Origin of the sequence: Pseudomonas oryzihabitans, assembly GCF_001518815.1 — a bacterium.
GTDB classification, from domain to species: Bacteria; Pseudomonadota; Gammaproteobacteria; order Pseudomonadales; family Pseudomonadaceae; genus Chryseomonas; species Chryseomonas oryzihabitans_E.
This window is the reverse complement of record NZ_CP013987.1, coordinates 3,925,915-3,950,493: the sequence shown is the minus strand read 5'-3', so window position 1 is coordinate 3,950,493 and position 24,579 is coordinate 3,925,915. Positions and strand designations below refer to the sequence as shown.

Annotated in this window: 23 protein-coding genes; 11 read left to right on the top strand and 12 right to left on the bottom strand. The window is 62.3% G+C overall.

The genetic code is table 11. From position 1 onward, the window contains the following. Positions 1-58: 58 nt before the first annotated feature. Positions 59-1,033: a polyprenyl synthetase family protein gene (locus APT59_RS17990; protein WP_059316111.1), complete on the bottom strand. Its 975-nt coding sequence runs from the start codon at positions 1,031-1,033 to the stop codon at positions 59-61. Between the two features lie 399 nt (positions 1,034-1,432). Between APT59_RS17990 and rplU the strand changes: the two genes are divergently transcribed. From rplU to proB, 4 genes are all read left to right on the top strand, one after another. After that, positions 1,433-1,747 (top strand): 50S ribosomal protein L21, encoded by a 315-nt coding sequence (rplU, locus tag APT59_RS17985; RefSeq protein WP_007160791.1) that lies wholly within the window; start codon positions 1,433-1,435, stop codon positions 1,745-1,747. A gap of 26 nt (positions 1,748-1,773) precedes the next feature. After that, a complete protein-coding gene (gene rpmA / locus APT59_RS17980) occupies positions 1,774-2,034 on the top strand; it encodes a 50S ribosomal protein L27 (RefSeq protein ID WP_059316110.1) in 261 nt (86 codons plus the stop codon). A 264-nt stretch (positions 2,035-2,298) separates the two neighbouring features. Further along, positions 2,299-3,510 carry an Obg family GTPase CgtA gene (gene cgtA, locus APT59_RS17975; protein WP_059316109.1) on the top strand — a complete coding sequence of 404 codons (1,212 nt, stop codon included), beginning with the start codon at positions 2,299-2,301 and terminating at the stop codon, positions 3,508-3,510. A gap of 15 nt (positions 3,511-3,525) precedes the next feature. Then, positions 3,526-4,644 carry a glutamate 5-kinase gene (proB, locus tag APT59_RS17970; protein WP_059316108.1) on the top strand — a complete coding sequence of 373 codons (1,119 nt, stop codon included), beginning with the start codon at positions 3,526-3,528 and terminating at the stop codon, positions 4,642-4,644. A 96-nt stretch (positions 4,645-4,740) separates the two neighbouring features. On the opposite strand, the gene rpsT is transcribed toward proB, so the two are convergent. Continuing rightward, entirely contained in the window at positions 4,741-5,019 is a 279-nt protein-coding gene (gene rpsT, locus APT59_RS17965; RefSeq protein WP_059316107.1) for a 30S ribosomal protein S20, read from the bottom strand. A gap of 243 nt (positions 5,020-5,262) precedes the next feature. Here rpsT and murJ point away from each other — a divergent pair, with 243 nt between their 5' ends. From murJ to ispH, 6 genes are all read left to right on the top strand, one after another. Beyond that, complete coding sequence (gene murJ / locus APT59_RS17960; protein WP_059316106.1) at positions 5,263-6,801, top strand: murein biosynthesis integral membrane protein MurJ; 1,539 nt, start codon at positions 5,263-5,265, stop codon at positions 6,799-6,801. 90 nt (positions 6,802-6,891) lie between these two features. Further along, the gene (ribF, locus tag APT59_RS17955) at positions 6,892-7,839 is read left to right on the top strand and encodes a bifunctional riboflavin kinase/FAD synthetase (protein WP_059316105.1); all 948 of its coding nucleotides are present in this window, start codon (positions 6,892-6,894) and stop codon (positions 7,837-7,839) included. Position 7,840: 1 nt separating this feature from the next. After that, on the top strand, positions 7,841-10,675 hold the full coding sequence (gene ileS, locus APT59_RS17950) for an isoleucine--tRNA ligase (RefSeq protein ID WP_059316104.1): 2,835 nt from the start codon (positions 7,841-7,843) through the stop codon (positions 10,673-10,675). Continuing rightward, the gene (lspA, locus tag APT59_RS17945) at positions 10,668-11,171 is read left to right on the top strand and encodes a signal peptidase II (protein WP_059316103.1); all 504 of its coding nucleotides are present in this window, start codon (positions 10,668-10,670) and stop codon (positions 11,169-11,171) included. The genes ileS and lspA overlap by 8 nt, the downstream gene beginning before the upstream one ends. Next, positions 11,164-11,610: an FKBP-type peptidyl-prolyl cis-trans isomerase gene (locus APT59_RS17940; protein ID WP_059316102.1), complete on the top strand. Its 447-nt coding sequence runs from the start codon at positions 11,164-11,166 to the stop codon at positions 11,608-11,610. The genes lspA and APT59_RS17940 overlap by 8 nt, the downstream gene beginning before the upstream one ends. 34 nt (positions 11,611-11,644) lie before the next feature. Next, positions 11,645-12,589 (top strand): 4-hydroxy-3-methylbut-2-enyl diphosphate reductase, encoded by a 945-nt coding sequence (gene ispH / locus APT59_RS17935; RefSeq protein ID WP_059316101.1) that lies wholly within the window; start codon positions 11,645-11,647, stop codon positions 12,587-12,589. A 15-nt stretch (positions 12,590-12,604) separates the two neighbouring features. Here the strand turns inward: ispH and APT59_RS17930 are convergent, their stop codons facing one another. From APT59_RS17930 to APT59_RS22270, 7 genes are all read right to left on the bottom strand, one after another. Further along, on the bottom strand, positions 12,605-13,063 hold the full coding sequence (locus APT59_RS17930) for a type IV pilin protein (RefSeq protein ID WP_059316100.1): 459 nt from the start codon (positions 13,061-13,063) through the stop codon (positions 12,605-12,607). A gap of 2 nt (positions 13,064-13,065) precedes the next feature. After that, complete coding sequence (locus APT59_RS22280) at positions 13,066-16,938, bottom strand: pilus assembly protein (RefSeq protein ID WP_082696386.1); 3,873 nt, start codon at positions 16,936-16,938, stop codon at positions 13,066-13,068. A gap of 14 nt (positions 16,939-16,952) precedes the next feature. Then, positions 16,953-17,420 (bottom strand): pilus assembly PilX family protein, encoded by a 468-nt coding sequence (locus tag APT59_RS17920; protein WP_059316098.1) that lies wholly within the window; start codon positions 17,418-17,420, stop codon positions 16,953-16,955. Continuing rightward, positions 17,417-18,514, bottom strand: a complete 1,098-nt coding sequence (locus tag APT59_RS17915; RefSeq protein WP_059316097.1) for a PilW family protein — start codon at positions 18,512-18,514, stop codon at positions 17,417-17,419. Before APT59_RS17915 ends, APT59_RS17920 begins: the two co-directional genes overlap by 4 nt. Further along, positions 18,511-19,014 (bottom strand): type IV pilus modification protein PilV, encoded by a 504-nt coding sequence (gene pilV, locus APT59_RS17910; protein WP_059316096.1) that lies wholly within the window; start codon positions 19,012-19,014, stop codon positions 18,511-18,513. The genes APT59_RS17915 and pilV overlap by 4 nt, the downstream gene beginning before the upstream one ends. Further along, positions 19,011-19,478 (bottom strand): GspH/FimT family pseudopilin, encoded by a 468-nt coding sequence (locus tag APT59_RS22275; RefSeq protein ID WP_082696385.1) that lies wholly within the window; start codon positions 19,476-19,478, stop codon positions 19,011-19,013. Before APT59_RS22275 ends, pilV begins: the two co-directional genes overlap by 4 nt. 96 nt (positions 19,479-19,574) lie before the next feature. After that, positions 19,575-20,108 (bottom strand): GspH/FimT family pseudopilin, encoded by a 534-nt coding sequence (locus tag APT59_RS22270; protein WP_082696426.1) that lies wholly within the window; start codon positions 20,106-20,108, stop codon positions 19,575-19,577. Positions 20,109-20,249: 141 nt separating this feature from the next. Here APT59_RS22270 and APT59_RS17900 point away from each other — a divergent pair, with 141 nt between their 5' ends. Next, positions 20,250-21,308 (top strand): NAD(P)/FAD-dependent oxidoreductase, encoded by a 1,059-nt coding sequence (locus APT59_RS17900; protein ID WP_059316094.1) that lies wholly within the window; start codon positions 20,250-20,252, stop codon positions 21,306-21,308. Here APT59_RS17900 and APT59_RS17895 read toward each other — a convergent pair whose 3' ends face one another. From APT59_RS17895 to APT59_RS17885, 3 genes are read right to left on the bottom strand one after another with little or no spacing between them, the layout of a single operon-like run. Beyond that, positions 21,309-22,649 (bottom strand): sigma-54-dependent transcriptional regulator, encoded by a 1,341-nt coding sequence (locus APT59_RS17895; protein WP_059316093.1) that lies wholly within the window; start codon positions 22,647-22,649, stop codon positions 21,309-21,311. It lies immediately after the preceding gene. Positions 22,650-22,651: 2 nt separating this feature from the next. Next, positions 22,652-24,226: a sensor histidine kinase gene (locus APT59_RS17890; RefSeq protein WP_059316092.1), complete on the bottom strand. Its 1,575-nt coding sequence runs from the start codon at positions 24,224-24,226 to the stop codon at positions 22,652-22,654. Next, a complete protein-coding gene (locus tag APT59_RS17885) occupies positions 24,210-24,458 on the bottom strand; it encodes a PP0621 family protein (protein ID WP_059316091.1) in 249 nt (82 codons plus the stop codon). The genes APT59_RS17890 and APT59_RS17885 overlap by 17 nt, the downstream gene beginning before the upstream one ends. Positions 24,459-24,579: the final 121 nt, after the last annotated feature.

The following is a 24,579-nucleotide window of genomic DNA, read 5'->3' as shown; positions in this document are numbered from 1 at the left end:
CGGACATGAAAAAGCCCGCAGTCTGACGACGGCGGGCTTGCTCTATCGGTAACGAACCTCAGTGGGTACGGGCCACCGAAAAACGACCCAGGTCGGCCAGGGCATCGCGGTAGGGGCTGGCGGGGAGGGCGTCCAGGCAGGCAATGGCACGCTCGGCGAATTCCTGCGCCTTGCGAGCGGTATAGTCCAGAGCGCCAGCGGCTTCGACGGCAGCGCGCACGCTTTCCAGGTCCTGGCTGCCGCCCTGGCGAATCGCCTGGCGCACCAGGGCAGCCTGTTCGGCATTGCCTTCGCGCATGGTCACGATCAACGGCAGGGTCGGTTTGCCCTCGGCCAGGTCGTCGCCCACGTTCTTGCCCAGGGCCACGGCATCACCCTGGTAGTCGAGCAGATCATCTACCAGCTGGAAGGCCACGCCCAGGTGATCGCCATAACGGCGCAGGGCTTCGGCCTGTTCCGCGCTCGCGCCGGCCAGGATCGCCGCGCTATGGGTGGAGGCTTCGAAGAGCATGGCGGTCTTGCCGCGAATGACCTCCATGTAGATTTCTTCGGTGGTACTGGCGTCGCGGATCTTCGACAGCTGCAGCACCTCGCCTTCGGCAATGACGCGGGTCGCCTGGGAGATGATGCGCATCACCTCCATGGAGCCCAGCGCCACCATCATTTCGAAGGAGCGGGCATAGAGAAAGTCACCGACCAGGACGCTGGGGGCGTTGCCCCAGAGGGCATTGGCGGTGGAGCGGCCACGGCGCATCCCCGAGGCATCGACGACGTCGTCGTGCAGCAGGGTGGAGGTGTGCAGGAATTCGATGGTGGCCGCCAGCAGCTGGAGGTCATGATCGGCGCGCCCCAGCGCCTTGCCGGCCAGCAGCACCAGGAGCGGACGCAGGCGTTTGCCGCCAGCGGAGACGATGTAGTCGCCAATCTTCTCGACCAGCGGCACGCGCGAGGTCAGCTGCTGGCGGATGATGCCGTCTACGGCGGCGAAATCGTCCGTCACCACGCGATAGAAGGACTGGGATTGCTGCGTCATTGAGAGGTGTCCACTGGAGGTCCGGGCAATATTCAGGCGGCCGGATGGCGCATGACCGCCAGACTATGCCCTAGGGACCGGCCAAAGTGCCATCCCAGGGAATGCCATCGCGCTCCCGCGGCTCGCCGCTCCTGCCGATTCGGATGGGCACCGACCCGGCATGGCCGCTGAACGAGGTTGCGCGGCATGCTAGGGGTGGGGTGGGGGCGTGTCAAGGCGCGGCCTGGCGGCTCTTGCCTCTTGGTCATTGCTTGCGTAGAATCGCGGGCCCTGAACATTCCTAGGGTTAACCCCCTGTCTTACGCAATTGCGCGGCGCTCCTTCCGGTCCCGTGCAGCCATGCCGGTCGACGATTCCTCTTATAAAGCACCGGGTGAGCAGGTTTAACGGAGATTTACCATGTCCTACGCAGTTATCGTTACTGGTGGCAAGCAATACAAGGTCGCTGAAGGCGAATACCTGAAGGTCGAGAAGCTCGACATCGCCACCGGTGAAACCGTCACCTTCGACCAGGTTCTGCTGGTTGGCAACGGTGACGACGTCAAGATCGGTCTGCCGGTCGTTGATGGTGCCAAAGTGACCGCCGAAGTGACTGCCCAGGGCCGTCACGACAAGGTCACCATCATCAAATTCCGTCGTCGTAAGCACCACATGAAGCGTCAGGGCCACCGTCAGTGGTTCACTGAAATCAAGATCACTGGCATTCAGGCCTGATCTCGCCTTTACCGGAGAATTGACTCATGGCACACAAAAAAGCGGGTGGTTCTACTCGTAACGGTCGCGATTCCGAAAGCAAACGCCTTGGCGTGAAGCTGTACGGCGGCCAGGTCGTCAAGGCCGGCAACATCATCGTGCGTCAGCGCGGCACCCAGTTCCATGCCGGTTACGGCGTGGGCCTCGGCAAGGATCACACCCTGTTCGCGAAAGTGGACGGCGTGATCAAGTTCGACGTGAAGGGCGCCTTTGGTCGTCGTTACGTGAGCATCGTCGCCGCCGCCTAAGGCTCGTGACGAAAGAAAAGCCCTGTCTACCCGACGGGGCTTTTTCGTTTGTAGTTAAGCTAGTGTGGTGTTTCAGAAATTACCTGCACAATTTGGCGGCGCTTTTTCGGCCTGGGTGTTGTTGCCACTCCTCGCCATAGCCCTGCTATGACTCGTCGTGGCGCCTAGCCCAGGTCAAAAAATCACTCGCCAATTCTTGCGCGAACTTCTGAAACACCACACTAGTTCCTTGTTTGCAGCGGCCCGCGAGCGCGGGAGGTCCAGATGAAATTCGTCGATGAAGTATCCATACACGTAAAAGCGGGTGACGGCGGCAACGGCATGATGAGTTTCCGCCGGGAGAAATTCATCGAGAAGGGTGGCCCCAATGGCGGTGACGGTGGCGACGGCGGGTCGATCTGGCTCGAAGCCGACATCAACCTCAACACCCTGGTCGACTACCGTTACACCCGCCGTTTCACCGCGCAGAACGGTGAGAAGGGCGGCAGCACCGAGTGCACCGGTGCCAAGGGTGAAGACCTGGTGCTGCCGGTGCCCGTCGGTACCACGGTGATCGATGCAGCCACCCAGGAAATCATTGGCGACCTGACTCAGCCCGGCCAGCGCATCCGCGTGGTCCAGGGTGGCTGGCACGGTCTGGGTAATACCCGGTTCAAGTCCAGTACCAACCGTGCGCCGCGGCAGACCACGCCGGGCAAGCCTGGCGAAGAGCGCGATCTCAAGCTGGAGCTCAAGGTGCTGGCGGACATCGGTCTGCTCGGCCTGCCCAATGCCGGCAAGAGCACCTTCATTCGTGCGGTGTCGGCCGCCAAGCCCAAGGTGGCGGACTATCCCTTCACCACCCTGGTGCCGAATCTGGGTGTGGTCAGCGTGGGTCGCTTCAAGAGTTTCGTGGTCGCCGACATTCCGGGGTTGATCGAGGGTGCCTCCGAGGGCGCCGGTCTGGGGATCCGCTTCCTCAAGCACCTGGCGCGGACCCGGCTGCTGCTGCATCTCGTCGACATGGCGCCGCTGGATGAAAGCGATCCGGCTGAAGCCGCCGAGACCATCATCAACGAGCTGACCAAGTTCAGTCCGGCGCTGGGCGAGCGCGATCGCTGGCTGGTGTTGAACAAGGCCGATCAGCTGCTCGACGACGAGCGCGAGGAGCGCCTGCAGGCGGTCGTCGAGCACCTGGACTGGAAGGGGCCGGTATTCGTCATCTCCGCGCTGGAGCGTGAAGGGACCGAGAAGCTTTGCCAGGCGATCATGCAGTACCTTGACGAGCGCTCCCTGCGCATCGCCGAGGATCCGGCCTACGCCGAGGCGCTGCAGGAGCTCGATCAGCGGATCGAGGACGAGGCGCGCTCGCGGTTGCAGGCGCTGGATGATCAGCGTGCCCTGCGACGCTCCGGCGTCAAGGCGGTGGACGATGCCGATGACGACTTCGATGACGAAGACGACGGTGACGGTCCGGAAATCTTCTACGTACGGTAAGAAAGGAGCTTGCCCATGCGTGATCAGGTGTCTGGCGCCCAGCGCTGGGTAGTGAAGATTGGCAGTGCCCTGCTGACCGACGACGGTCGTTGTCTGGATGGTGGGGCCATGGCCGGTTGGGTCGAGCAGATGGTGGCCCTGCACCAGGCGGGTATCGAGCTGGTGCTGGTGTCCTCTGGTGCGGTGGCGGCCGGCATGAGTCGACTCGGCTGGGCGCAGCGCCCAACTGCCATCAATGAGTTGCAGGCGGCGGCGGCGGTGGGGCAGATGGGGTTGGTGCAGGCTTGGGAATCCAGCTTTGCCGAGCACCAGGTGCAGACCGCGCAGATCCTGCTGACCCATGACGACCTGTCCGATCGCAAGCGCTATCTCAATGCCCGCAGCACCCTGCGCACCCTGGTGAGCCTGGGCGTGGTGCCGGTGATCAACGAGAACGATACCGTCGTCACCGACGAGATCCGCTTCGGCGACAACGATACCCTGGCCGCACTGGTGGCCAATCTGGTCGAGGCCGATCTACTGGTCATCCTCACCGATCGCGATGGCATGTTCGACGCCGATCCGCGCAACAACCCTGACGCCAGTCTCATCAGCGAGGCGCGGGCCGACGATCCTGCCCTGGATCTGGTTGCCGGTGGTACCGGGGGTGCCCTGGGTCGTGGCGGCATGCAGACCAAGCTGCGCGCTGCCCGTCTGGCGGCGCGTTCCGGTGCCTATACCGTTATCGTCGGTGGGCGTATCCAGCAGGTGCTCAGTCGCCTGCAGCAGGGCGAGCAGCTGGGAACGCTGCTGTCGCCCGAGCGAGGCTTGGTAGCGGCGCGCAAGCAGTGGCTGGCTGGCCACCTGCAGGTACGTGGCACCCTGCGCCTGGATGCGGGTGCGGTTCAGGCGCTGGTGGGCGGGCATCGCAGTCTGCTGCCCGTAGGCGTGCAGGAGCTGGAAGGCAGTTTCCGTCGTGGCGAGATGGTCGCCTGCGTCGGCCCGGACCGGCGCGAAGTGGCGCGCGGTCTGGTCAACTACAGTGCGACCGAAGCACGGCGCATCCTGGGTCGGCCTTCGGATGCCATCGTCGTCGAGCTGGGCTATGTCTATGAGCCCGAGCTGATCCACAGGGATAATCTGGTCCTGGTCTGAGGCTTGAAGATCCTGGCGCCTCCCCGGAGGTGTCAGGATTGACGAATCGCAGGCAATAAAAAACCGGCCTAGGCCGGTTTTTTATTCGAACGCCTATCAGGCAGCGGCTGGGGTAGCCAGGGCCTTGATGTGGGCGTTCAGGCGGCTCTTGTGACGAGCGGCCTTGTTCTTGTCGATGATGCCCTTGTCGGCCATGCGGTCGATGACCGGAACGGCAGCAACATAAGCGGACTTGGCTTTTTCCAGGTCCTTGGCGTCGATCGCCTTGACGACGTTCTTGATGTAGGTGCGCACCATGGAGCGCAGGCTCGCATTGTGGCTGCGACGCTTCTCAGCCTGTTTGGCGCGTTTTTTGGCGGAGGGGGAGTTAGCCACCGTGGAGCTCCTTCGAAAAAGACTGTATTGGGTACAGAGCGAACTCTGTAGCGAGTACAGAGCTAAATTAAGGTCGCGAATCTTGACGCCCCTGGCGCCGCCTGTCAAGGCTGTCTGGATGGATATCCGGCTGGTCGCCGATGAAGTGCGTCGTTACACTCGATCGCTTGTGCCCATTGCGCGACTGCGCCCAGGGGCCTTCTTCGTCACGTCCCGCTGCGTTCACCGAGTCCTTCCCAAGCCATGAATCTGCTCAAGTCCCTGGCCGCCGTCAGCTCCATGACCATGCTGTCCCGCGTGCTGGGTTTCGTGCGTGACACCATCGTCGCCCGAACCTTTGGCGCCGGCATGGCCACCGATGCCTTCTTCGTCGCCTTCAAGCTGCCCAACCTCCTGCGCCGCATCTTCGCCGAAGGCGCTTTCTCCCAGGCCTTCGTGCCCATCCTGGCCGAATACAAGGCCCAGCAGGGCGAGGAGGCCACGCGGACCTTTCTGGCCTACGTCAGCGGCCTGCTGACCCTGGTGCTGGCGGTGGTCACGGTGCTCGGCATGCTGGCGGCACCCCTGGTGATCTGGATCACCGCGCCCGGTTTCGCCGATACCCCGGAAAAATTCGCTCTCACCTCCAACCTGCTGCGGGTGACCTTCCCCTACATCCTGCTGATCTCCCTGGCCTCGCTGGCCGGCGCTGTGCTCAACACCTGGAACAGGTTCAGCGTGCCGGCCTTCGTACCGACCCTGCTCAACATCAGCATGATCATCTTCGCGCTGTTCCTGACACCCTATTTCAACCCGCCGATCATGGCCCTGGCTTGGGCGACGCTGGCGGGCGGTCTGGCGCAGTTCCTCTATCAGCTGCCGCACCTCAAGCGCATCGGCATGCTGGTGCTGCCGCGCCTGAATCTGCGTGATACCGGTGTCTGGCGTGTGCTTAGGCAGATGGGGCCGGCGATCCTCGGGGTCTCGGTCAGCCAGATCTCGCTGATCATCAACACCATCTTCGCTTCCTTCCTGGTCGCTGGCTCCGTGTCCTGGATGTACTACGCCGACCGTCTCATGGAGCTACCCTCGGGGGTGCTTGGCGTGGCCCTGGGGACCATCCTGCTGCCAGCCCTGTCGCGTACCTATGCCAAGGCCGACCGCCAGGAGTATTCGCGGCTACTCGACTGGGGGCTGCGGCTGTGTTTCCTGCTGGTGATGCCCTGTTCCGCGGCCCTGGCGCTGCTGTCCGAGCCGCTGACCGTTTCCCTGTTCCAGTACGGTCGCTTCGATGCCCATGACGCCCTGATGACCCAACGGGCACTGGTTGCCTATGCCGTGGGCCTGCTTGGCATCATCCTGGTCAAGGTGCTGGCGCCGGGCTTCTATGCCCAGCAGAACATCAAGACGCCGGTGAAGATCGCGCTCTTCACCCTGGCCGTGACCCAGGTGCTCAACCTGATCCTGATCGGACCGCTGCAGCATGTCGGTCTGGCGCTGGCCATTGGTCTTGCGGCCTGTCTCAACGCGGGCCTTTTATTCTGGCAGTTGCGCCGCCATAACCTGTTTACGCCCCAACCAGGTTGGACGGGCTTCCTGCTACGGTTGCTGATTGCCGTGGCGATCATGAGCGCGGTGCTGTTCGGCCTGATGCAGATTTTGCCGAGCTGGAGCGAGGGATTGATGTGGCAGCGGCTGCTGCGGCTGGGCGGTTTGGTCGCGGCAGGCGTGCTGGCCTATTTCGCCAGTCTTTTCCTGCTTGGTTTCCGTGTACGTGACTTCAATCGACGGGCCTTGCTGTAACGGCCAGAGGATTGCACGAGACCGGGTGTGCGCCTGTCCTCAAGGCGGGCATCCGGATATAATCGATTAATTTCTGAGCAATACCTACCCATGCAGCTGTTTCGCGGTCTCCATCATCTCGACGCCTTTCCCAAGGGCTGCGTTGCCACCATCGGCAACTTCGACGGGGTTCACCTGGGGCACCAGGCCATCCTCGCGCGGCTGCGTGAGCGGGCGGCGGAGCTTGGAGTGCCCAGTTGCGTGGTGATCTTCGAGCCTCAGCCGCGTGAATTCTTCCTGCCCGACATCGCGCCGGTGCGCCTGACCCGCCTGCGCGAGAAGCTGGAATGCTTTGCGCGCCATGGCGTCGACAACGTGCTCTGCCTGAACTTCAATCGGCGGCTGCGCGAGTTGTCCGCGGAGGCCTTCGTCCAGCAGGTGCTGGTGGAGGGGCTAGGGGTGAAGCATCTGGAGATCGGCGACGATTTCCGCTTCGGTTGTGATCGCGCAGGCGACTTCACCTTTCTGAATCTGGCTGCCCGCGACCATGGTTTCACCCTGGAAGCCGCCACTACCGTCGAGCTCGATGGCCTGCGAGTGAGCAGCACCCTGATCCGTCAGGCGCTGGACGACGGTGATCTGGACCTGGCCGCGCGTATGTTGGGGCGACCCTACAGCCTCTCGGGCCGGGTATTGCACGGCCAGAAGCTGGCACGCCAGCTGGGTTGGCCCACCGCCAACGTCCAGCTAAAGCGGCGTCGGCCACCGCTGCGCGGCGTCTATCTGGTCAGCAGCCTGATCGATGGGCAGGTGGTGCCGGGCGTGGCCAACATCGGCCAGCGACCGACGGTGCAGGGCGATGGCCGTCCGCACCTGGAGATCCATCTGCTGGACTTTTCCGGCGACCTCTATGGCCGCCACCTCAGCGTGACCTTCGTGCAGAAGGTCCGCGACGAACAGAAATTCGCCTCTCTGGAGGCCCTCAAGGCGGCGATCGAAGCGGACGTCGCCACGGCCCGCGCCTACTGGCAGGGGCAACCGTCAACGAGCCTGGACTGACATGACCGATTACAAAGCGACGCTCAACCTGCCGGAAACGGCATTCCCGATGAAAGCCGGCCTGCCGCAGCGCGAGCCGGAAGCGCTCAGGCGCTGGCAGGACATCGACCTGTACGGGAAGCTGCGCGCCATCGGCAAGGGCCGGCCGACCTTCATCCTGCATGACGGTCCGCCCTATGCCAACGGCAGCATTCACATCGGTCATGCGCTGAACAAGATCCTCAAGGACATCATCACCCGCTCCAAGACCCTGGCCGGCTACGACGCCCCCTATGTGCCGGGCTGGGACTGCCATGGCCTGCCCATCGAGCACAAGGTGGAGACCACCTTTGGCAAGAATCAGCCGGCGGACCTGACCCGCGAGCGTTGCCGCGCCTATGCCAGCGAGCAGATCGAAGAGCAGAAGGCCGGCTTCGTCCGCCTGGGCGTGCTGGGTGACTGGAGCAATCCCTACCTGACCATGAACTTCGCCAACGAGGCTGGCGAGATCCGCGCCCTGAGCGAGCTGGTCAAGAAGGGCTTCGTCTTCAAGGGCCTCAAGCCGGTCAACTTCTGCTTCGACTGCGGCTCGGCCCTGGCCGAGGCCGAGGTGGAGTACCAGGACAAGCGTTCCGACGCCATCGACGTGGCCTTCCCGGTCGCCGATGCCGACAAGCTGGCGGCCGCCTTCGGCCTCGACGCGCTGGCCAAGCCCACCGCCATCGTCATCTGGACCACCACCCCCTGGACCATCCCGGCCAACCAGGCGCTCAACGTGCACCCGGAATTCACCTATGCGCTGGTGGACGTGGGCGACCGCCTGCTGCTGCTGGCCGAGGAACTGGTGGAAAGCTGCCTGGCACGCTATGGCCTGCAGGGGGAAGTGATCGCCACCGCGCCGGGTACCGCCCTGGAGCTGATCGACTTCCACCATCCGCTGTATGAGCGGCTGTCACCCATCTACCTGGCCGAGTATGTCGAGCTGGGCGCGGGCACGGGTGTCGTGCATTGCTCGCCCGCCTATGGCGAGGACGACTTCCGCATCTGCAAGCAGTACGGCTTGAGCAACGACGACATCCTCAATCCGGTACAAAGCAACGGTGTCTATGTCGAGTCGCTGCCGCTGTTTGGTGGCCAGTTCATCTGGAAGGCCAATCCGGCCATCGTCGCCGCGCTGGAAGAGGCAGGTGCCCTGCTCAAGCACGAGGCGATCAATCACAGCTACATGCACTGCTGGCGCCACAAGACCCCGCTGATCTATCGCGCTACCGCCCAGTGGTTCGTCGGCATGGACAAGCAGCCCAACGAAGGCGCTACCTTGCGCGAGCGTTCTCTGGCAGCCATCGAGCAGACCCAGTTCGTCCCCGCCTGGGGCCAGGCGCGCCTGCACGGCATGATCGCCGGTCGTCCCGACTGGTGCATCTCGCGTCAGCGCAACTGGGGTGTGCCGATTCCTTTCTTCACCCACAAGGAAAGCGGCGAGCTGCACCCGCGCACCGTCGAGCTGATGGAGGAGGTCGCCCAGCGCGTCGAGCGTGAAGGCATCGAGGCCTGGTTCAAGCTCGATCCGGTCGAACTGCTTGGCGAAGAAGCCAGCCAGTACGACAAGAGCCGCGACACCCTCGACGTCTGGTTCGACTCGGGTACCACCCACTGGCACGTGCTGCGTGGCTCCCATGCCGAACTGGCGCACCAGCAGGGTCCGGCGGCCGATCTCTACCTGGAAGGCTCGGACCAGCACCGTGGCTGGTTCCACTCCTCGCTTCTGACTGGTTGCGCCATCGACGGCCATGCCCCCTACAAAGAATTGCTGACCCACGGCTTCACCGTGGACGAGCAGGGTCGCAAGCAGTCCAAGTCGCTGGGCAACGTGGTCGCTCCGCAAAAGGTCATCGACAGCCTGGGCGCCGACATCCTGCGCCTCTGGGTCGCCTCCACCGACTACACCGGCGAGATGGCGGTCTCCGACCAGATCCTGCAGCGCAGCGCCGACTCCTATCGCCGCATCCGTAATACCGCGCGCTTCCTACTCTCCAACCTGTCCGGCTTCGATCCGGCGATCAACCGGGTCGCCCCCGAGGACATGATCGACCTGGACCGCTGGGCGGTGGATCGCGCCCTGCTGCTGCAACAGGAAATCGAACAGGCCTACGCCGAGTACCGCTTCCTCAACGTCTACCAGAAGGTGCACAACTTCTGCGTGCAGGAACTGGGCGGTTTCTACCTGGACATCATCAAGGACCGCCAGTACACCACTGGGGCCGACAGCCTGCCGCGGCGCTCCTGCCAGACCGCGCTGTACCTCATCGCCGAGGCGCTGGTGCGCTGGATCGCGCCCATCCTGTCCTTTACCGCCGACGAGATCTGGCAGTACCTGCCAGGCCAGCGGGAAGAGTCGGTGATGCTGACCACCTGGTATGACGGCCTCTTCGCCCTGCCCGAGGGTGCGACCCTGGATCGCGCCTATTGGGATCAGGTCATGGCGGTCAAGGCCGCGGTCAACAAGGAGCTGGAGAACCAGCGCGCGGCCAAGACCCTGGGCGGTAGCCTGCAGGCGGAGATCACCCTCTACGCCGATAGCGCCCTGCAGACCGTACTGGAGGCCCTGGGCAACGAGCTCAGGTTCGTGCTGATCTCTTCCCAGGCGGCTGTTCAGCCGCTGGAAAAGGCTCCGGAAGGCGCCGTCGCCAGCGAGCTGAGCGGCCTCAAGCTGGTCGTCCGCAAGTCCGAGGCACCCAAGTGCGCCCGCTGCTGGCATCACAGTCATAGCGTCGGCCAGGACGCCGCGCATCCGGAGATCTGTGAGCGTTGTGTGACCAACGTCTATGGAGCGGGTGAGGTGCGCGAGCATGCGTGACACGCAGCGCTTCGGCGCTTTGCCCTGGTTGGTCTTGAGCGTGGTAGTGATCCTGCTGGATCAGCTAAGCAAGGCCTATTTCCAGAACAACCTGTCGCTCTACCAACAGGTACCGGTCATCACCGATCTGTTCAGCTGGACCCTGGCCTACAACACCGGGGCCGCCTTCAGCTTCCTGGCCGACCATTCAGGCTGGCAGCGCTGGTTCTTTGCCGGCATCGCGCTGGTAGTGAGCGTGGTGCTGGTGGTCTGGCTCAAGCGCCTGCGCAACGATACCTGGACCGCGATCGCCTTGGCCCTGATCCTCGGCGGTGCCCTGGGCAATCTCTATGATCGTATGGTGCTAGGCCACGTCATCGACTTTGTCCTGGTCCATTGGCGCCAGGAGTGGTTCTTCCCGGCCTTCAATCTGGCCGATAGCGCCATTACCGTCGGCGCCATCATGTTGGCCCTGGATATGTTCCGCAAGAAAACGCCCGAGGAAGCCCATGGCTGAGATCACCATCGGCCCGGACACCCGGGTCACCCTGCATTTTGCCATCAAGCTGCAGAACGGCGACGTGGTGGACAGCACCTTCGACAAGGCACCGGCCACCTTCACCGTCGGTGACGGCAATCTGTTGCCTGGTTTCGAGCAGGCGCTGTTCGGCCTTGAAGCCGGTGCCAAAACCAGTCTGACCGTCCCGCCGGAGCGCGGCTTTGGACAGCCCAACGACGGCAACCTGCAGACCATGGCACGCGACGACTTCAGTGACATGGAGTTGTCGCCCGGTCTACTGATCATTTTCAGCGATGCCGCCGGTGGCGAGATGCCTGGCGTGGTCAAGAGCTACGACGACGAGCAGGTGGTCATCGACTTCAACCACCCGCTGGCCGGCCGTGTGCTGACCTTCGACGTGGAAATCCTGGCCATCGAACCTGCCGTCTCCCACTGATCTACCGCCGCCCGTGAAGCGGGCAGAGGAGCCTATGCAGATCAAGCTCGCCAATCCCCGCGGCTTCTGCGCCGGCGTGGACCGCGCCATCGACATCGTCGACAGAGCGTTGGATGTTTTCGGTCCGCCCATCTATGTGCGTCATGAAGTGGTGCACAACAAGTTCGTGGTCGACAACCTGCGCGCCCGCGGCGCCATCTTCGTCGAAGACGTGGCCGATGTGCCGGACGACGTCATTCTCATCTTCAGTGCCCACGGTGTCTCCCAGGCCGTGCGCCGCGAGGCCGCCGAGCGTGGCCTCAAGGTGTTCGATGCCACCTGCCCGCTGGTAACCAAGGTGCATATGGAAGTCGCGCGCTACAGCCGCGACGGCCAGGAGTGCATCCTCATCGGTCACGCTGGGCATCCGGAAGTGGAGGGCACCATGGGTCAGTACGACGACCGTGCCGGCGGTGCCATCTACCTGGTGGAAGACGAGGACGACGTGGAAAAGCTAGAGGTGCGTAATCCCGAGGCCCTGTTCTACGTCTCCCAGACCACCCTGTCGATGGACGACACCCGCATTGTGATCGACGCCCTGCGTGCCAAGTTTCCGCACATCAACGGCCCGCGCAAGAACGACATCTGCTACGCCACCACCAACCGCCAGGACGCGGTAAAGACCCTGGCGCTGGAGAGCGACGTGGTCCTGGTAGTGGGCAGCCCCAGCAGCTCCAACTCCAACCGCCTGCGCGAACTCGCCGAACGCCTGGGCACCCCGGCCTATCTTATCGATGGTGCCGAGGATATGCAGCAGGGCTGGTTCGAAGGCGTGCAGCGTATCGGCGTTACCGCTGGCGCCTCGGCTCCCGAAGTCCTGGTGCGCGGCGTCATCGATCGACTGCAGAGCTGGGGTGCCACTGGCGAAGTGGAGCTGGAAGGCGAGCCGGAGAACATCACCTTCACCCTGCCGCGGGAGCTCAGGGTAAAGGCGGTATAAGGCGTTGCTGGCGTCCTAGCGGCGCCAGCAGTCGGCGGTGGTGGCGCCGGCGCCGCTTTGGCCCTTCAAGCCGGCATTGTCGAGCGTCAAGTTGCCGCAACGGTCGCCGGCCATGGGGCCGCCTGCACGAGGGGTCGCCTGAAGGGTGTAGCCAGTAGCTGTCACCGCACTCAGGCTCAAATCATAGACGGGCCGCCCTCCATCCTTGGGAGCGGTAGTGAACGGCAGGGCGGGTGCCGTACCGGTCGCATCCGTGGTGTAGCGTCCCAGACGGGTGTAATTTCGCTCCATGAACTGCGCCAACTCCATGAGCGAGGCCTGGGCATCGGCTCTGTTGGCCCTACGTATGTGCTCCTGATACGACGGATAGGCGATGGCGGCCAGGATGCCCACGATCGCCACCACGATCATCAGTTCAATGAGCGTGAAGCCAGTCTGTCTGGGTCGATGTGGCCACTTATTGGATGAAGGCATGATCAATTCCTAATTTCTCGCCAGGAGACTCGCCCTGATGTCCTCGTTCCCTTGGGAATGACAAGGCGGTTGCCCTGGCTGTCATAAAGCACGTCCGTAGGCGAAGGACTACCATCGGCCAGGGTATCCCTATTCAATATGGTAGGTGTTTTGAGAATACCGCCATTGATATCTATCATGCCGGAGTCCGGTATGTTTCCTCCGAGCAAGGTGTCGTTGTCGCTATCGTTCAGTTGATTGTCTTGGTTCAGGTCGAAATAGGTGTATTTCAGCGAACCACCATTCAACGGATTGATCGCCATGGTCCAGCTGGTACCGCCGCCGGTGCAGGGGTCGCTCGAAGGCGTCAGGGTCGTGAATACCAGTGCACCACCGTGCAGCCTGCTCGACGAAATCACTCTCTCTCCCGTCAGGGTGCCGGGACCACCATTTGCGCTCTTCCATACCAGGTCCAGGAACCAGCCGGCTTGGGTTGAGGCAAGGTCGACGGTGCTGACACGACGTCCTTTTCTTGTGCCAACCGTCCGTTCGTTAAGGATTTTCTGCTCGAGCAGCTGACTTCTGGTAACCGTCTGCCCGCGATCAATGATCCCGTAGAAGGTTTCCATGCGCGGCGTGCCCGTCAGGTTGTTGTCGCCCACCTGAAAGTAGCTACCTGTTCCAAACAGGATGATGGCTTTGCCATCGCTGTTCAGGGCAGCGCTGAGAGGAGCGGTGATGGGTTGTCTGGCAGCGTTGCTGGCATTGCCGGCAGTCGCGATGAACATGGGGGCACTGGGCGTTTGCCACGCCGTGCTATCCGGGCTGGAAACGTCGAAACGCCACAGATTCCCGGCCGTATCTCCTACATAGAAATAGTCAGTGATGCGATCATTGTTCAGATCTATCGCCAGGGGCTCGCCCAGGCCGCCCGTGGTGGTCAGGGTAAAGGTCTTGAGTACATCGCCATTGCTGGCATCAAGAATCCAGACCTTGCCTGAAGTCACGGCATTATCGCTAAAGCCGCTGGTGACGATGACGCCGAATTTGCCATTGGGTAGGGCAACGATGGCGGGCTTCTGGATGGGATAGCGCATGTCTGGAGAGGAAAACTCCCAGAGCGCTGCCTGATTCGTCATGACCCCGGGATTCGTGACATCCAGGGCGAAGACTCCATTGCCACCGGCCCCCGTGGTGCCTACGACCAGGGTATGCCAGCTATCGCCGAAGTAGACGTCAGACGTCGCCGGAGAGCCATCCACGAAGTATCTATGACTGTAGTTGCTTTGGGTCAGCCGGTAGAGATTGCCCATCACGGCCTGAGGCACATAGGCAAAGAGTTCGGTTCCGCCGGTGGCGGTAAGGCTGGCATCAAAGCCATGCAACATGCCATCGTTGGCGCCGACGACGATCAAGGGTGTGCGGCTCTTGTAGGCCGCGCCCTGGCGGAAAGCGAGATACTGGTCGCCGCCCAGGGCGCTAGGCAGCAGGTTATAGCCGTAGTCTGGCTGACCCACAAACAGTGGGTCGGAATTGACGATATCGCCCAGGCGGCTGGCACGCTTACGCAAGGGACTGGAGGCGGCGGTTTCCTCACTGCGGTTGCCCTGCAGATAGGCCAGTCGCCGTTTACCCTCGTCCTCACTGGCTTGACTGCCATCGGTATTGCGACGCAGCGCAGCCTGGCCTTGCGCTTTGATGCCGTCCCAGCCGAAGTTCTGGCGATCCGTCGATACCAGGTTGGTACCCGTGAAAGGCCCCATGGTGAATATCTTGCGGGAAGACCAGGACTGGGCATCCAGCTTGGCTGCAGCGCTCCAGAGGCTGGTAGCAGATAGGGTGCCGTCGGTATTGAAGGTCTTTGCAATCAGATCCCCGCTCCAGTACCGAGCACTGAAGTTCGCTTGGTAGAACGCGGTACCGGTTTCCAGAGAGCCGCTGTTGGCACCCAGAGAGGTACTGGTGCTACTGGTTTCGCTGACGATCTTGGCAAAGGCGTTCTTCAGACTGGTAGTCATGGCTTGAGCGTCGCTGGCCACGAAGAAGTTGTCCGGACGTTTGTCTCCCGTAGACAGGGTTTCGCCGTTGGTGGTCCAAAGGTTTTCGGTGATGCTGGCCTGGGTGGTCGTGGTTGCATAGGGCTCGAAGTTACTGGGTACTACGAAGCCACCATATTTGGCTGCAAGCCAATATTGGTTCTGACTTTTTCCAGCGAGCGTCTGGTTTTCCCGAACGTCCATCCAGTAGGTGGATATCGTTTGATTGCCGGCCAGATCCAACCGCTGATCTCGGGTATGGGCATCGTAGGCAAGGCCGGCGATATAGGCCGAGTTCCCACGGCCGGTAAAGGGCGTGTTGATGGTGATGTTTTCCAGCGAGGCAACTTTTTGGGTCGCGGTTTGTACATTCACCGTTGTGTCTGCTGTCACCTCGGCTGGCTTCGTGGGTTCGCCACCTGAGGAAGTGTCTCCTCCAGGGAGATTCTTGTCTTGCCAGGTATTGGTATCACCGATACCGAGAATTACGTTTTTCTGGCAGGAATAGGTGATGGGGTCTCGCCAGCTGGTAACAACCGGGAAGCCATCGGCTTGAGCATAACGATTGGTCGCGTCCCCGGTGAGATTGCTATAAGAGGCTACGTTGCCCTGATTCTTGAAGTAGCGGATGGCCGTGTAGTAGAGCTCGCTGACCGGGTCTAGACTTTTCAAATTTCGATAGTTTTTCTGAGCGTCATAGGGCATTGAGCCGAATTTGTTCAGGTAATTAATGACGCCACTGTTGGTGATGCCTGTAGTGCCCGGTGTGTCGCTGGCTTCGGTAGGGGAAGGATTGATACTTTGAACACCAGTGGTCGCGTCCCACTCCGCCCTGGAGTTGCTGCTCTGGTCGGGATTTACAGGGCCGATGAATGTCTGGTTGGCCCTGAGTACGCCACCATCGCGAAGCTGATCGGAATCGTTGAGATAACTGAATACTGAGTAGCGCAGTCGATCTGAATACTGTTGTAGCAAGCCTTCGGGTTTGTAGTTGGTGTCCGAGTAACGCTTACAGTTAGTTTCTATGCCTACCGCCGGATTACAGACCCGTACCTGAACGCGCACGCGATAGACGCTGTTGGTATAGAGGGCAATGCCTCCGGGGTAGTAGTCTCTGCGAAGATTGTTGCCATCCCACTGACGCGTACTTTTGGGGTCCAGATCGACCCAGACATCAGGCCAGTTGTTGCCAAAACCATAGTTCGCGGAGCCACCGCCGCCAATACGGTCGTTCCAGTTGGAAAACAGCATGTCGAAACCCTGACCTTCCAGCCGAACATAGAGATTGTCCCAAGTGGCTGCGAAAGGTGTTGCGCCAGCGATTTCGGAGGAGGGGATGATTCCCTGGTTGGTGTTCAGGCGATTGCCTGCGCTGTTTTGCCCATCGTGCCGGGCTTTTTGAAGCACCGTAAGGGTTGCGGTATCCCTGACGCGAGCGCCTCCCGTCAAGGCGCTACGAAACGGATCGATGGTAGGTGTCGCAGCCCAGTTCAGAAAGTTACCGCTCCACTGCTTTGCTCCAGTGCACTTATGGCCAGTGGCCGCGCTCTGGGGCTCAAACCAGCTGTTATCCAAACTGGTGCCGCCCTGGCTGGACGCATTGGCGTAACTGTAGACATAGCACTTGTCAGAGTCGAAATAGCCGCTGTAGGTACTGGCGGAGCTGTAGCTGCCAAGGTTGGCTACTGAAAGGACCGTTGGCCACTCTACCGAAGGGACCAGTGCCAGGCTGCCGGGTATGTCACCACCGGTTACCAGAGGCGATTGCGAAACGGCCGCCTGAGCCAGTGGCGCTATGGCAAGACAGGCCAGCAGGCTGGGAGTGCGAAGGCGGCTGAAAGCTGCAGTAGATCGGCGCATGGAAATCTCCTGGCCTAACGCCTGATGTAAAGGGTGCTGATTTCTACGCTGGAGCTGGCAGGCTGACTGTTGCCAGACAAGTCTTGAGCTGCACCCTGACCCTTGCTGAGGATACGGACGACGCTGGTAGTAATGGGCTTGCTGCTACCTACATCTCCTCCCGCGCCTCGCAGGGTGACCCCGGGCAGCGGCACGATGCTGTAGGTGGTCGACTGCAGCTGTGGCGGAGTGATGGTTACGGATCGGGGCGCCGTCATGTTCTGCAGTGCCGCGATACTTGTGTTCGTTACCCACGCCTCGGCGACTCGTTGGCCCATCTCCGCGGCCTGGAAGGCTTGGCTTTCGTCACGCAGATTGCCGGCCATGCGCTCCTCCAGGGTGGTGCCGCGCATACTGCCAAGGGCCAGCAGGGTCAAGAGCAGTAACATCACCAGGGTGACGATCAGGACCGCGCCGCGTTGTGTCGCAGGAAGCTGATTCATGGCAGATGATTCCGGATGCTGACGGTAAGAGTGAAGACCTGGCCGATGCGGCCATCGGCGATGGTTAGCGGATCGACACCCTCGACCGGAGGGTCATTGAAGACCAGTTGCTGATTGGGCGTGACGGCATTGCGCTCACGACTCACGGCCAGGAGGCGGATGCGTGCCGAGACTACGCTTTGCCAATCCGTAATATCGCTAGCGTCTCTATAGATACCGGTAGTCGGGGTGCTGAGGCTGCCATTGGCGTTCGCTGTGGCATAACGGATCTGCAGCCGCTGGATGCCACTGACCAGCTCTTCGGCTGGCTGATTGCGGCCGTCGTAGACCCTGCGCCACAGTGAGGGAACACCGGTATCGGCATTGTCCTGCAGGTAATACACCACGCTTTGATAGAGCAACAGCTGCGCCATGTCCCCGCTGGTACTAGGGTTGGTGCTGCTGCTGGTGTTCTTGGCGATGGTGGTGCCGTAATCGTGTGGTGCGAAGGTCTTGCCATTGGGCAGGGATACGCGACTGTCGTTGACGGTGCTCTGATTGGCGAACAGATGGCAGCTCAATGGATCGCTGATGACCAACAGACGATTCTGGGGCAGGCCGGCGGAGGTCGAGATCTGAGTTGTCGTGGCGCCAGTCAGCAAGACACCGGCAGGTGTTACCGCGTGAGCAAGAAAGACCACATCCGAGTCAGGCGTGCGCGCATCGAAGGTCGGCTTGAACCAAGGCGGCGTCTTGTTTGGGGCCTGGTTATTGGTATTGCTCGTGGTGCTCCAGCCCTGAATACCCGTAGTCAGGACATAGCGGATATCGTCCGTGCCGTCCGCCTGTTGGGTGAGGGTGTTCGGCAGCAGACTGGTGAGAGCTGTCAGGCATCCTCCCCGATAACCCGCATTACGCAGGTCGAAGGAGAGAAATTCCAGGGCAAAGCGTCCCGACTCCTGCACCTGTGACAGCGCCGAATTGGTCTGATAGGTACGTTTGGAGGATAGGAATAGCTGCAGTACGCCGCCCATCAATAGCAGCCCGAGAAGCAGGGCTATCATCAGTTCGATGATGGAAAGGCCGCATTGCCGCTTGGCTGAGATGGGCCTCATAGCTGCGTCCTGTAGGTGAAGAGCTCAAAGCTGCTGTTGCTGCTGGCAGGGCTGCTGCAACTGTCGCTTGTTGGTGCCGCCGCTTGAGCTGATTTGATCGCGGCTCGGCGATCATTCCAGCAGATGGTGACGATGACCGCGTTGCTGCTGTCTAGGCTCAGACTGCCTGTGCCTTGGGGAAGGCTTAGCGCCAGGGCGTTTAGCCAGCCATTGACGTCTTGCTGGGCAGCTGAACCCGAAAGGGCGTTATCGCTTTTAGAGGCTGGAAAATCCACCGAATAGCTGCTCCGGTTGGCCAGAGCGGCAACCCGGTTTGCGCGCATGCGATCCACGATGTCATTGGCCAGGATGGTGGCCTGGGAACGATAGTAGGCACCCTGGTTGCTCTGCACGCTCACTGTCTGCAAACCAGCCAGACCCAGTAAGCCGATCGCCAGGATGAGCATGGCGACCAGTACCTCGATCAGGGTGGCGCCCGTTTGACCTTTGCGCCCGCTCATGGGCAGCCACTCACGTTGACCGTGGCATTACCGGTTGCACTGACCTGAATGGTACGGCTGCAGGTAGGTGCCGTGGTAATAGTGAAGGTTGCCTGAGCGCCACTGAGGCCATTGCTTTGATAGGTCATGCCCGAACTAGGGCCCGTGAGCGTCCCACCACTGATAGGCTCCCAGGTTCGTAACACGGTGGCGCCTTGCATCAGGCGCCAGCCGGATGACCAGTCCGCGCCGTCTACGCAAACGTTGCTACCTGCGGTGCTGCGACAGAGCACGACATTGGTCCGCCGCTTTAGGGCTTCGGACCGCGCAAGTTGCAGGGTGCCCAGCAACTCATTGCTTAACACAGCCGCACGATTGCTTTGCAGCATTCGGGTAAAGGATGGCGCAGCAATGCTGATCACGATCGCCAAGATTGCGATTGCTACGAGGGTTTCGATAAGGGTGAAGCCGTACTGGGCACGCATCGTTGGATTCGCCAGGCTGGAATGCTAAGCATGGGGGATCATGTGTCGCTGGACCAGCATACGACGGATATCCGGTCGAAATGGGAAGGTGTCTGGTCAGGGGGTTCGGACGCAACGATCACTGCTGCGAAGATCTGCTGTCTCGATTCGTCCGGCCTTGTTCAGCACCAGTCGCGCCCTGGGCTCGGTACCTTGGCAAAGGATGAAGCTGCCATTGAGGGCATCGGTAATGCCGCTGTGCAAAAAAGTAAGATGAGGTAGCGTACGGAAATTGTTCCAGCGCCAATACATGCCTTTGGGTAGCTGACTGGTCAGCAGGGTAGGTTCTTCTGCTGACTGAAGACCATTTCGATCCCTGTCGCGAAAGACACGCGTGGTGACTGACCAGATGCTCGAACTGTCGCAGTCTCCGGCTGGCGCGTGACAGACGGAAACACTGCCATGGTCGTTGATGGCGATCGCACGAGCAAAATTCACCGTCTCTCTGAGTTGCTGAATGGCAAGCTGCTGACGATTTCGCTGCAGTGTTCCGCTAAAGACCGGTATTGCCAGGGAGGCAACGATACTAAGCACGCTGAGGCAAATTAAGGATTCAAAGAGGCTCATGCCTCGTGAGTGGCGATAGCTCATGGGAACGTCCTTGTATGGCTTGCGGCCGTCCTAGCCGCAAATGTGGTTTTGCGCCATGGCAATGGAACAGTCAATTCCAAAATTTAGAGGTATGACGTGATCTTTGATGTAGCTGTGATTGGAGCCGGCGCGATAGGGCTGATGTCGGCCTATCACCTGTCCTTGAGCGGTCGGCGGGTGGTGGTGGTCGAGCGGGGCGAGCCAGGACGGGAGGCGTCCTGGGCGGGCGGTGGGATCGTTTCGCCGCTGTATCCCTGGCGCTATCAGCCCGCGGTGACGGCGCTGGCGCACTGGTCGCAGGATTTCTATCCGGTGCTGGGTGAGCGGTTGCGACAGGAGACGGGCGTGGATCCCGAGGTCGAAGTCACCGGGCTGTACTGGCTCGACCTGGACGACGAGGCCGAGGCACTGGACTGGGCGCGGCGCAACGTGCGGCCGTTGGCGGCGGTGTCGGTCGCGGAGGTGCGGCGGCGGGTGCCGGTGCTGGGGTCGGGTTATGAGCGAGCGGTCTTCATGGCGGGAGTGGCCAATGTGCGCAATCCCCGGCTGGTGCGTTCCCTGCGCGAAGCCCTGCTGCGCATGCCGAACGTGAGGCTATTGAGCGAGGCGCCGGTGACCGGCTTCCTGCGCCAGGGCGAGCGCGTGGTGGGCGTGCAGACCGGGCGCGAGGACATCCATGCCGAATCCGTGGTGGTGTGTGCGGGGGCCTGGAGCGGCGAGTTGCTGCAGACCCTGGGGCTGGCGGTGCCGGTACGGCCGGTGAAGGGACAGATGCTGCTGTATCGCCAGCCGGTGGGCTTTCTGACCAGCATGGTGTTGGCCAAGGGGCGCTACGCGATACCGCGGCGCGATGGTCATATCCTGATCGGTAGCACCCTGGAGCACGCCGAATTCGACAAGACGCCAACCGCCGAGGCCTTGGCCAGCCTGCAGGCTTCGGCCGCCGAGTTGCTGCCGGCGCTGGCCGGCCAGGCGCCGGTGGGGCACTGGGCAGGACTGCGGCCGGGCTCGCCGGATGGCGTGCCCTTCATTGGGCCGGTGCCGGAGCTGCCCGGGTTGTGGCTCAACTGCGGGCACTATCGCAACGGCCTGGTGCTGGCGCCGGCCTCCTGTCAGTTGCTGACCGATCTGCTCACCGAACGCACGCCAATCATCGATCCGGCACCCTATGCGCCAGGCACGCGGCCGGCGGCGGGCTGATCAGTCGATGCCAAGCTTTTTCAGGCGGTAGCGCATCGAACGGAAGGAGAGGCCCAGGCGCTCCGCGGCGGCGGTGCGATTCCAGCGGGTCTCTTCGAGTGCCTGCATGATCAGCTGGCGCTCGATGGATTCCAGGTGGTCTTCGAGATTGGCGATGTTGGCCAGGCTGGCTTCGCCGGTAGCGGTGGCCGCTGGCGCATCGGCCAGGCGCAGATCGGCCGGCCGGATGACATCGCCTTCACACAGGGTGTAGGCCCGTTCCAGCATGTTTTCCAGTTCGCGCACGTTGCCGGGGAATCTATAGCTCTTGAGTCTGGCCAGGGCATCGTCGCCGAGGGTAGCCGGGGCGAGCCCCGCATCCCGTGCCAGGCGTTCGAGCATGTGGGTGGCCAGGGCGCCGATATCCTCGCGACGTTCGCGCAGGGCAGGCACCTGCAGCTCGATGACGTTGAGGCGGTAGTAGAGATCCTGGCGAAAGGTGCCGGCGGAGACTTCGGCGGCGAGGTCCCTGTGGGTAGCACTGAGAATGCGCACGTCCAGGCTGATTTCCTGCTGGCTGCCTACTGGGCGCACGGCCTTTTCCTGGATGGCGCGCAACAGCTTGACCTGCATCGGCAGCGGTAGATCGGCCACCTCGTCGAGAAACAGGGTGCCGCCCTGGGCGGCCTGGAACAGGCCCTGCTTGTCCTCGATGGCGCCGGTGAAGCTGCCCCTGCGATGTCCGAAGAATTCGCTTTCCACCAACTCGGAAGGAATGGCGCCACAGTTGACCGGCACGAAGGGCCGACCCGCGCGCGGACCCTGCTCGTGGATCAGGCGTGCCACGCGCTCCTTGCCGCTGCCCGATTCGCCACTGATGTAGACCGGCGCCTGACTGCGGGCGAGCTTGGCGATCTGCCCACGCAAGGCGCGCATGGGCGGGGATTCGCCCAGCAGCTGGGTTTCACTGGCACCGGGTGCTGGCGGGGTAGGGCCGGACAGGCGCAGCGCCGTGCCCACCAGCTCGCGCAGACGCGGCAGGTCCACCGGCTTGGTGAGGTAGTCGAAGGCGCCGGCCTTGAGGGCCTGAACGGCGGTTTCCAGGCTGCCGAAGGCGGTGATCATGGCCACCGGCAATTGCGGCATCCGCTGCTGGATGAAATTGATCAGCTCAAGGCCCGAGCCATCCGGCAGGCGCATGTCGGTCAGGCAGAGGTCGAAGCTTTCCCGTTCGAGAATGGCTCGCGCGTCGGTGATGTTCTTGGCGCTGGCGGTGTCGAGCTTCATCCGCCCCAGGGTGATTTCCAGGAGTTCGCGGATATCGGGTTCATCGTCGACGATCAGGACTTTCTGTCGGGCCATGCTCAGCTCATTGTGCGGGGATGGGCGAAGGTGATGCGAAAACAGCTGCCATTCGCCAAGGGATGATAGCCAAGTCTGGCCTGGTTGCTCTCGCAAAGCTCGCGGGAGATGTACAGGCCAAGTCCGGTCCCCTTGTTCTCGGTGGTGAAGAAGGGCTCGAACAGGTGATCGAGCTGTTCGGCGGCAACCCCCGGCCCATCGTCGACCACTTCGAGGATGGGAAGATCGCTTTCCGGGTCGCGGTAGGTGCTCAGCCAGACCTGGCCGATGCCGTGCTTCTGGCAGCTGTAGCGCAGGCCGTTCTGCACCAGGTTGGTCAGGATCTGGCCCAGCTGGTGGGGGTCCATGTGCGTCTGCAGGGTGCCGGGCTCGGTCTTGACGTGCAAGGTCTGGCCGGCGGGCAGGGTAGGGCGCAGCTCACCGGCGAAGCGGTGCGCCCAGTAGCGCAGGTCGATCAGCTGCGGCGCCGACTGCCGGCGGCGGGACAACTGCAGGACGTTTTCCACCACGCGATTCATCCGCCGCGACTGGTCCTGGATGATCTGCGCCAGGCGCCGATCCGGCGTGGTCAGCTCTTCGGACTCCTGCAGCAATTGCGCCGCATGACTGATGGCGCCCAGCGGATTGCGGATCTCGTGGGCGATGCCGGCGGTGAGGCGGCCAAGGGAGGCGAGCTTGAGTTGCTGGGCCTGCTGGGCGATGCGCGAGACGTCTTCGAGAAAGGTCAGGACCCGCTCGCCTTCGCCCTGCTGCAGGTGTGCGAAGCTGGGCTGCAGCAGCGGGCCGTTGGCATAGGCGCGCCAGGGTGCGGGACGGATGCTAGGATTGCGTTCCCATTCTTCCAGCCGCTGGGCCAGCCCCAGGGTCAGCGGCGTGATGGTGTCTTCGTCGTCCACACCCAGCAGGCGACGGGCTGCTGGATTGGCCAGCAGCACCTGGTATTCGGCATCGAAGACCAGGATGCCGGTGCGCATGCGCTCGAGGATGAGAGCGTTGAGGGCCTCCAGCTCGGCTACGGCGGTGGCCCGGGTTTCGGCCAGGGCCTGGCTGTCCAGCAAGCGCCGGACCAGTCCCTGTACCAGCAGCGCCGTGGCGAAGCAGAGGGTGCCCAGGCCAGCCGCCTGGACGTAACCGCTGCCGCTGTCGCCGCGGCGCAGGTCGAGATAGCCGGTCGCCAGCAGCAGGGCGATGGCGGCCAGGGCAGCGATCAGCAGGCCGCGTCGACCGCGGATCAGGACATTGGACACCCCGACGGTCACCACCAGCAGGCTGCCCATGCCACTGGCGATGCCGCCAGCGAGGAAGAACAGCCCGCCGAGGGCGAGAATATCGATCAACGCCAGGGTGAAGGCGCGACCGCGCAGCAGTCGATGGCCGACCGCGAGCATGGCGTTGGTGGCGAGATAGGCCCAGCTGGCCTGGCGGAACAGGTGGCCATCAACGGTGCGCAGCCAGTGCTGGTCCAGGTCGTTGGAGATCAGCACCACCAGTGCCAGGCCGATGACGATGCGGTAGAGGTGGTAGAGCCGCAGGACCGCGTCGGCTCTCAGGATGCCTGGATCAGCTGCGTTGCTCATGCTGCAACCGGCGATGTTCGGCGCTGCAATACCAGCGCTGGCCTTCGCCATCGGCCAGGGCTCTTGCCTGGGGAACATGGACCCCGCAATGGGCGCAGCGCACCATGGCCTGGGGCGGCAGCTGACGCGACTTGCCGGCCGGCGTCTGCGTCTTGCCGCGCCACCAGCGCCTGATCATCCAGAACAGCGCGCCCAGGAGGACGAGCCACAACAGCAGGCGAAGCAGACCCATGGCGATCTCGCAGCGTGAAGGAACGGGAAGTTTAGCAGGGCCACTGCAGCGGGTGAGCCCCCTATGGCATCGATTGTCCCGCTTCGCTGCATGCGGGAAAATGTGGGGATAAATCGGGCAA